Source organism: Polaromonas sp. (genome assembly GCF_030682935.1).
Lineage (GTDB): Bacteria > Pseudomonadota > Gammaproteobacteria > Burkholderiales > Burkholderiaceae_C > Polaromonas.
In genome coordinates this window covers 1-7,488 of sequence record NZ_JAUXNA010000266.1, presented here as the reverse complement: position 1 = coordinate 7,488, position 7,488 = coordinate 1, and the positions used below count along the sequence as shown (strand labels likewise).

The following is a 7,488-nucleotide window of genomic DNA, read 5'->3' as shown; positions in this document are numbered from 1 at the left end:
AGGAGCAGACCTCGGGCATAGAGCAGATCAACCAGGCGATCACGCAGATGGACCAGGTCACGCAGCAAAACGCCGCATTGGTCGAAGAAGCGGCAGCCGCCGCGCAATCGCTGCAGGAGCAGGCCAGCGGGCTGTCCCAGGTCGTCAGTGTGTTCAGCCTGGACCACGGGCAGTCGAATTACGCGGCATCGCCCAAGCGCACGACGGGCATCAAGCCGCGCCAGGCGCCCATGCAGCCACCGGCTGCCAAGCGCGCCATGACTGCGCCAAAGCGCAGTCATGGCGCCACGCGGAGCGATGCGCCTTTGCCGTCACGGCGGCTGGCAGTCGCCGCTGTCGCTACTTCCGGGGCCGGTGAGTGGGAAGAGTTTTAAGGCGAAGCGGTGTAGGCAGGGCGTCGCGGGAAGGGGCGCACTCGAGAGCGGTCTTTCCCCCATCTGCGTAACGATTTACAGGCGCGCAACTGGCCGTTGGCAAAAGGCCATCGAAAATTAATTCCGCATTTGCCCTCAAATTCCGATCGAAGTTGTCGTTATCTACCAAGAGGCCGTCAAAAGCCGCCAGGTACCCGTAGTTGCTCAAGAGGATCAGGTTTTTATGTCAAACAGCATGTTTTTTACCGGGCTTAGCGGCTTGAATGCCGCGCAGGCCGCCTTGGTGACCACTGGCCACAATACGGCAAACGTGAATACCGCTGGCTACAGCCGGCAGACAGCACAGGTCGCGTCCAGCGGGGGCATTTACAGTCCCAGCGTCGGGTTCTTCGGCAGTGGTGCCAAAGTCACTGACGTTACCCGCAGTTATGACCAGTACCTGACCTCGCAGCTCAACCAGGCCCAGTCGCTGAATCAATCGCTGACCACTTATTACACGCAGATCAGCCAGATTGACAACCTGCTGGCCAATCAGACGGCCGGCCTGGCGCCGCAACTGCAGACGCTGTTCACGAATGTGCAGGCCGTCGCGAACACCCCCGCCGATCCGTCGGCCCGGCAGCAACTGATCAGTTCCAGCCAGGCATTGGCCAATCAGTTCCGGTCAATGGACCAATACCTGGGCAGCCTCAACGCCAATGTCAACGATCAGGTGATTGGCGCTGTTGATCAGATCAATACCTACGCAGAGCAGATCGCCAGCCTCAACAAACAAGTCGCCATGCTCGGCAATGCGATGGGCGGCCAGGCCCCCAATGACCTGCTCGACCAGCGTGATCAGCTGGTCAATGAACTGGGCAAGCTGGTCGGCACCAAGCTCGTCGTGCAGGACGGCGGTCAATACAACGTGTTTATCGGCAATGGCCAGACCCTGGTGTTGGGCGACAAGGCGACCCGGTTGGCGGCCGTCAGTTCTTCACGCGATCCGAGCCAGACCACCATTGCCACGGTGAACGCGGCGGGCAATGCTGTGGAAGTTCAGGAAAGTGTCCTCACGGGCGGTTCGCTAGGCGGCCTGCTCCAGTTTCGCAATGAGACCTTGAGCAATGCGCAAAACTCGCTGGGCCGTATCGCCATTTCGCTGGCTGACACCTTCAATGCGCAGCAAAAGCTGGGTATGGACCTCAATGGTGAGTTGGGCGAAGACTTTTTCTCGCAGGCCAGCCCTGGTGTGATTTCGAACAGCAGAAACACCGGAACCCTTGCATTGACGGCGGCATTTTCCGATGCCAGTCAATTGACCACCAGCGACTACCGCCTGGATGTTACCGCTGGCCCGGCTTACAAGCTGACACGGCTGTCAGATAACCAGAATCTTTCTCTTGCCCCCGGTTTTCCGGGCGCTGCGCCTGCGAACACGACCACCTTTGACGGTGTGACACTGACGTTCGCCAGTGGCACCGCAGTAGCTGGCGACTCCTTCCTGATCCAGCCCACCCGAACGGGAGCGCGCGATCTGACTGTTCAGATCTCCGATCCGGCCAAAGTGGCGGCAGCTTCGCCCATCATCACGGGCAATACGTCGGGCAATCAGGGCAGCGGTGCTATTAATGCTGGTTCGGTGGATGCGAGCTACTTGGCGGTTGCAGAGCCTCTTGGCAGCACGGGCACGGTGACTTTGACCTACGACAGTGCAAGCAATGTGTTGTCGGGGTTCCCGGACGGCAGCACGCTTGCCTATATCCCAGGGGGGGCAATCACCTTCAATGGTATCAAGGTCAGCATCAGCGGTGCTCCCGCTAATGGCGACACCTTCACCATTGGGAAAAACACCGGCGGCGTGTCGGATGGCAGCAATGCCTTGCTGCTCGGGGCGCTGCAAAACAAAAAAACCATGGGGGGCAGCACCGCCAGTTTCAGCGATGCCTACGGACAGCTGGTCAGCACCGTCGGAAACAAAGCCCGTCAGGTCCAGATCGCCAATACGGCCCAGACCAGCCTCAGCATGCAAATCCGCTCGGCCCAGCAGTCGGTGTCGGGCGTCAATCAGGACGAAGAAACCGCCAATTTGCTGATGTTTCAGCAGATGTACCAAGCCAATGCCAAGGTGATCCAGACCGCATCAACCATGTTTGATGCGGTACTCGGCATCAGCCGCTAAGCGCCCCCAAAGGAATACACGATGCGTATCAGCACCCAGTCTTTTTATGAGCAGAGCAAGACGGCCATGGGCTCCTTGCAGAGCAATCTTTTGCGTGTGCAGCAACAGCTTGGCGCCGGAACCAAGATTCTGGCGCCCTCGGACGATCCCTTGGGCGCCACCCGTGCGCTGGCCGTCTCCCAGTCCATCGCGCTGACGGCGCAGTATGCGAGCAGCCGATCGCACGCCACGCAGACATTGACGATGGAAGAAAACGCCCTGCAAAGCGCCACCACCGTGCTGCAAAACGTCAAGGGCTTGCTGATCCAGGCCGGCGGCACGATGACCGATGCCGATCGCGCGACCATTGCCACCACGCTGCAAAGCAATCTGGACCAGTTGCAGGGCCTGGCCAACACCGACGACGGCAACGGTCAGTTCTTGTTCGCCGGTTTCAAGAGCGGCAGTGCACCCTTCGTCCGCGATGCCAATGGCAGCATCAAGTACGCAGGTGACCAAGGCCAGCGCCTGATGCAGGTCGATGTGTCGCGGCAAATGGCCGGGACTGATGACGGGCGCAGTATTTTCCAGACCGTGCAGGGTGGGGCGGGATATGTTACCGAATCTCCTGTAGTCAACACCGGCAGCGGCGTGTTCAGTTCAACGTCTGTTATTGATGTGAGCGATCCGAATTACGGAAAAGATTGGGTCATCACGTTTTCTCCTGATGGCACAAAGTACACGGCAGACACGGTGCAGGGGCTGACACCCGCGCCTACTGCGACGGCTTACACCGCAGGTAACCCCATCAAGTTCGGCGGCTTGCAGGTCAGCATCAGCGGCGCGCCTGCTGCAGGCGATACGTTCACGGTTTTCACAGCCAAAAACGCCGGTACAGACGTTTTTGCGGCCATCAATGACGTGATCAAGGCGCTCAAGACGCCAGTAGACAGTGAAGGTCCGAAAGGCCAGGCCCTGATACTGAATGCATTGAGCACGGCCAACCGGAAAATCACCAACGCCCACGACAATGTACTGACCGTGCGTGCCTCTGTCGGCTCCCGCTTGCAGGAGCTCGACGCCTTGAGCGTCACGGGCGACAGCCGCACGCTGTCCGACAAGAGTTATCTGTCCGATCTGCAGGATCTGGACTATGGCAGCGCCATCGCCGAGTTCTACCAGCGCCAGACGGCCCTGCAGGCGAGCCAGCAGACCTTCGTCAAAATCCAGCAGATCGCACTGTTCAATTATTTGTAGACGTTTGTTTGGTGCCTTGGGCGGCATGCTGCCGCGCTACGGGCGCAGACCTTGCAGGAACTCCAGGGTCGACGTAAACCCCGCCGCGAACCGCGGCTCCAGAAAGGGTCCCATGTACTGCATCAGCAGTTGCAGCATGGCAATGCCGGCCAGCAGCGTGATGGGAAAGCCAACGGCAAAAATGCTGAACTGGGGTGAAACCCGGTTCAGGATGCCCATGGCCAGATTCAGGGTCAGCAGGGTTGCAATCAGCGGCAGTGCCAGAATGAGCCCCCCCAGGAAAATCTGACTGCCTGCCGACACCAGCAAAAACCAGCCGCTGGCGGCCAGCGGTGCGTCCGCAATCGGCAGTGTGTGAAAGCTTTCGGCCAGCGTTGCGATCAGCACCAGATGACCGTCGACCGCCAGAAAAATAAGCATCGCAATCACGTTCAGCAGGCGCGCCAGCACCATTGTCTGGCCGCCACTGGTGGGGTCGAAAAATGCGGCGAACGACAGTCCCATCTGCAGACCCGCATATTCGCCCGCCGCCTGCACCATGGCAAAAACCATCTTCATCGAAAAGCCCATGGCTGCACCGATGAGGATTTGCTGAACCAGGATCCAGAGGCCGGCAGCAGACACCAGCGGGACGGCCGGCAATGCACCGAGCGTGGGCGCGATGGCGATAGCCAGCAATACCGCCAAGCCCACCTTGACGGTGCGGGAAACGGACTTTTCGCTAAAAACCGGCGCGGTGCTGATGAGGGCCAGCATGCGCACAAATGGCCATAAAAAAGCCACCATCCAGACGCTCAGTTGGTCTGAGGTGACGGAGAAAACAGGCGGCATCAGCCCACCAGTTGCGGAATGGAGGAGAAAAGACTGCGCATGTAATCGAGCATCATGCCCAGCATCCATGGCCCGGCAATCACCAGCGTGGCAAACACTGCCAGCAGCTTGGGGATGAACGACAGCGTCATTTCATTGATCTGCGTCGCCGCCTGGAACAGGCTGATGAGCAAACCGGTGAACAGGGCCACCAGCAGCAGCGGTGCGCCCAGCAGTAACGTAAGCTTCATGGCCTCGTAGCCCATGGTCATGACTGACTCAGGCGTCATTTCAGCGCATCCTTAGGTTGATACATCTGACCGGCTCAGGTGTAAAAGCTCTGCGCCAGTGCACCAATCAGCAGCTGCCAGCCATCCACCAACACGAAGAGCATCAGTTTGAAGGGCAGCGAGATCGATGCCGGCGGCACCATCATCATGCCCATGGACATCAGCACGCTGGCAACGACCAGATCGACAATCAGGAAGGGAATGAAGATGGTGAAGCCGATCTGGAAGGCGGTTTTGAGTTCGCTGATCACAAATGCCGGCAGCAAAATCCGCAAGGATACCTGCTCCGGCCCTTCCATGCTTCCCACATTCGCAAGCTTCGCAAACAGCGCCAGGTCGGCTTCCCGTGTCTGTTTCAGCATGAACTGCTTGAAGGGCTCAACGCCTCGCTCCAGGGCCTGTTCGGCACTGATTTTGTTTTCTGAAAACGGCTTGTAAGCGTCGCTGTGCACCTTGTCGAATACCGGCGACATGACAAAAAAGGTAAGGAACAGCGACAGCCCGACCAGGATCTGGTTGGGCGGTGAGGATTGTGTGCCAATGGCCGTGCGCAGCAGTCCCAGTACGATGAGAATGCGTATGAAGCTGGTCATTGACAGCAGCAGCGCTGGCAGAAAAGACAACGAAGTCATCAGCACCAGCATCTGCACGCTGAGCGACCAGGTCTGTTTGCCGCCTGGACCCGTCGTACTGGTGATGCCTGGCAAGCCCTGGGCTGACGCGAAAGACGGCAACAGCAAGAAAGCTGCCAATGTCAGCATGAAAAGTGCCATGGCCATACGCCCACGCCAACGGACCGGAGTCATGGCCATCAGTCCCGCTTCAATTTGGTCAGCTTGTTGAGGGATTCAAGCAGCTTTTGCGAAAATGCACTCCCGCCACTGAAGCCATTGATGGCCGGTGCTTGAATCTCAGGCAGTTTTTCGGCCGGCATGGTGTGTAGTGCCCGGACCTGGCCCGCCGCGACGCCCAGCACCAGCCACGAATCACCAATTTCGACCACCACTACCCGCTCGCGCTGACCGACCATGGCGCTTGACACCACCTTCAGCAGACGGCCGCTGCCGGATTGCTGCAGGCCAAAGCGCCGGGCGACCCAGGCGAACAGGAAAATCAGCCCAATCACCACGGCCAGGCCAAAACCCGCTTGCAGCAGGCCGGCTGCAGCGAAAGACCGGACCGGTTCAGCGGCCGGCGTGGGCACCGTGGGTAGCACCGCGCTGGCGGCAAAGCTGATGCCGGCCAGTAGCGAGGCCACCAGCTTGGGAAGGCAGCGCAGATTCATCGGTTCAGTTTCTGGATGCGCTCGGAAGGCGTGATGATGTCGGTCAGGCGGATGCCGAACTTGTCATTCACCACCACCACTTCCCCTTGGGCAATCAGGTAGCCGTTAATGAAAACGTCCATCGGCTCGCCCGCCAGACCGTCCAGTTCCACCACCGAGCCTTGGGACAGCTGCAGCAGATTCTTGATGGTGATGCGCGCGCGACCCAACTCTGCGGTCAACTGCACAGGAACATCAAGCACCCGGTCGATGTCGCCTTTGGCGATCTCGGGACCCGTGTCACTTTGCAGCGGCTGGAACAAGCGGTCGCCCGCAACGGTAGCCGGCGGCGGTGGGGTCGCTGCAGCAGCGGACGCGACCAGGGGGGTCGACGCTTGCTCGGCAAGCGCACTTCCCCAGTCATCCATCGCATCGTCCACCGGATCGTCCTTGTTGACTTCACTCATGTTCGCTTCCCTTGCGTGAACCACCGTCTTGGTGGTTGATCATTTTCTGTACCCTAAGGGCATAGTGGCCGTTGGACGTGCCGTAGCCGCATTCCATGACCGGAATGCCATTGACCCTGGCCACAATCGTTTCCGGAATTTCGACGGGCAGCACATCGCCCACCTGGAGTTTGAGCAACTGACCAATGCTCGATTGCAGGGTCAAAAACTGCGCCCGGAGTTCAACGTCGGCGCTTTGTACCTGGTTCGACAGCTGCTTGACCCAGCGCTTGTCAACTTCAATCTCGTCTTGCAGCGGGTTCGACAGCAGCGCCCGGATAGGCTCAATCATCGAGTACGGAATGCAGACGTTCAAGGTCCCCCCGACCGGGCCAAACTCGATCTGGAAAGTGGTGTTGATCACCACTTCGTTGGGCGTCACGATATTGGCCAGCCTGGCGTGCATCTCGGAACGCATATATTCAAAATCGAGGGGGTAGACCGGTTGCCAGGCGCTGCCGTAACTCTCCAGCGTCAGGTTCAGCAGGCGCTTGATGATGCGCTGCTCGGTCTGCGTAAAGTCGCGTCCTTCAATCCGGACGTGGTAGCGGCCGTCGCTGCCAAACAAATTGTCGATCACCAGAAACACCAGTTTCGGATCGAACACGAACAGTGCGGTGCCGCGCAGAGGCTTCATCTGCATCAGGTTGATATTCGCCGGAACAGGCAAATTCCGGATGAAGTCCCCGTACTTCTGGATCTGGATGGCGCCGACTGAAATGTCGGCATTGCGACGCATATAAGTCAGCAGCGCACTGCGCAGATGCCTGGCAAAACGCTCGTTGATGACCTCCAGCGTGTGCATGCGACTGCGCACGATACGCTCGTCGGTGCCGAAGTTATAGGT

General features: G+C 59.1%; 8 protein-coding genes and 1 pseudogene. 3 read left to right on the top strand and 6 right to left on the bottom strand.

Annotation, left to right across the window (positions count from 1 at the left end; genetic code table 11):
• The 3 genes and pseudogenes from Q8K05_RS12155 to flgL form a co-directional block, all read left to right on the top strand.
• Positions 1 to 374, top strand: a pseudogene (locus tag Q8K05_RS12155) (methyl-accepting chemotaxis protein); the annotation flags it as partial.
• A gap of 223 nt (positions 375 to 597) precedes the next feature.
• Positions 598 to 2,535 (top strand): flagellar hook-associated protein FlgK, encoded by a 1,938-nt coding sequence (gene flgK / locus Q8K05_RS12150; RefSeq protein WP_305246858.1) that lies wholly within the window; start codon positions 598 to 600, stop codon positions 2,533 to 2,535.
• Between the two features lie 21 nt (positions 2,536 to 2,556).
• On the top strand, positions 2,557 to 3,771 hold the full coding sequence (gene flgL / locus Q8K05_RS12145) for a flagellar hook-associated protein FlgL (RefSeq protein ID WP_305246857.1): 1,215 nt from the start codon (positions 2,557 to 2,559) through the stop codon (positions 3,769 to 3,771).
• Between the two features lie 36 nt (positions 3,772 to 3,807).
• Here the strand turns inward: flgL and fliR are convergent, their stop codons facing one another.
• The 6 genes from fliR to fliM form a co-directional block, all read right to left on the bottom strand.
• Positions 3,808 to 4,602: a flagellar biosynthetic protein FliR gene (gene fliR, locus Q8K05_RS12140; protein ID WP_305246856.1), complete on the bottom strand. Its 795-nt coding sequence runs from the start codon at positions 4,600 to 4,602 to the stop codon at positions 3,808 to 3,810.
• Positions 4,602 to 4,871, bottom strand: coding sequence for a flagellar biosynthesis protein FliQ (gene fliQ / locus Q8K05_RS12135; protein ID WP_305246855.1), 270 nt, complete (start codon positions 4,869 to 4,871; stop codon positions 4,602 to 4,604). Before fliQ ends, fliR begins: the two co-directional genes overlap by 1 nt.
• Positions 4,872 to 4,906: 35 nt before the next feature.
• Positions 4,907 to 5,650 carry a flagellar type III secretion system pore protein FliP gene (gene fliP / locus Q8K05_RS12130; RefSeq protein ID WP_370868840.1) on the bottom strand — a complete coding sequence of 248 codons (744 nt, stop codon included), beginning with the start codon at positions 5,648 to 5,650 and terminating at the stop codon, positions 4,907 to 4,909.
• Between the two features lie 32 nt (positions 5,651 to 5,682).
• The gene (gene fliO / locus Q8K05_RS12125) at positions 5,683 to 6,156 is read right to left on the bottom strand and encodes a flagellar biosynthetic protein FliO (protein WP_305246854.1); all 474 of its coding nucleotides are present in this window, start codon (positions 6,154 to 6,156) and stop codon (positions 5,683 to 5,685) included.
• Positions 6,153 to 6,602 carry a flagellar motor switch protein FliN gene (gene fliN / locus Q8K05_RS12120; RefSeq protein ID WP_305246853.1) on the bottom strand — a complete coding sequence of 150 codons (450 nt, stop codon included), beginning with the start codon at positions 6,600 to 6,602 and terminating at the stop codon, positions 6,153 to 6,155. Before fliN ends, fliO begins: the two co-directional genes overlap by 4 nt.
• On the bottom strand, positions 6,595 to 7,488 hold an 894-nt coding region (gene fliM, locus Q8K05_RS12115; RefSeq protein WP_305246852.1), incomplete at its 5' end, for a flagellar motor switch protein FliM. The genes fliM and fliN, both read right to left, overlap by 8 nt.

What these genes read in the sequence shown, in the direction of transcription:
- flgK (WP_305246858.1), top strand. Translation starts at nt 598, where the DNA reads ATGTCAAACAGCATGTTTTTTACCGGGCTTAGCGGCTTGAATGCCGCG.
- flgL (WP_305246857.1), top strand. Translation starts at nt 2,557, where the DNA reads ATGCGTATCAGCACCCAGTCTTTTTATGAGCAGAGCAAGACGGCCATG.
- fliR (WP_305246856.1), bottom strand. Translation starts at nt 4,602, where the DNA reads ATGCCGCCTGTTTTCTCCGTCACCTCAGACCAACTGAGCGTCTGGATG.
- fliQ (WP_305246855.1), bottom strand. Translation starts at nt 4,871, where the DNA reads ATGACGCCTGAGTCAGTCATGACCATGGGCTACGAGGCCATGAAGCTT.
- fliP (WP_370868840.1), bottom strand. Translation starts at nt 5,650, where the DNA reads ATGGCCATGGCACTTTTCATGCTGACATTGGCAGCTTTCTTGCTGTTG.
- fliO (WP_305246854.1), bottom strand. Translation starts at nt 6,156, where the DNA reads ATGAATCTGCGCTGCCTTCCCAAGCTGGTGGCCTCGCTACTGGCCGGC.
- fliN (WP_305246853.1), bottom strand. Translation starts at nt 6,602, where the DNA reads ATGAGTGAAGTCAACAAGGACGATCCGGTGGACGATGCGATGGATGAC.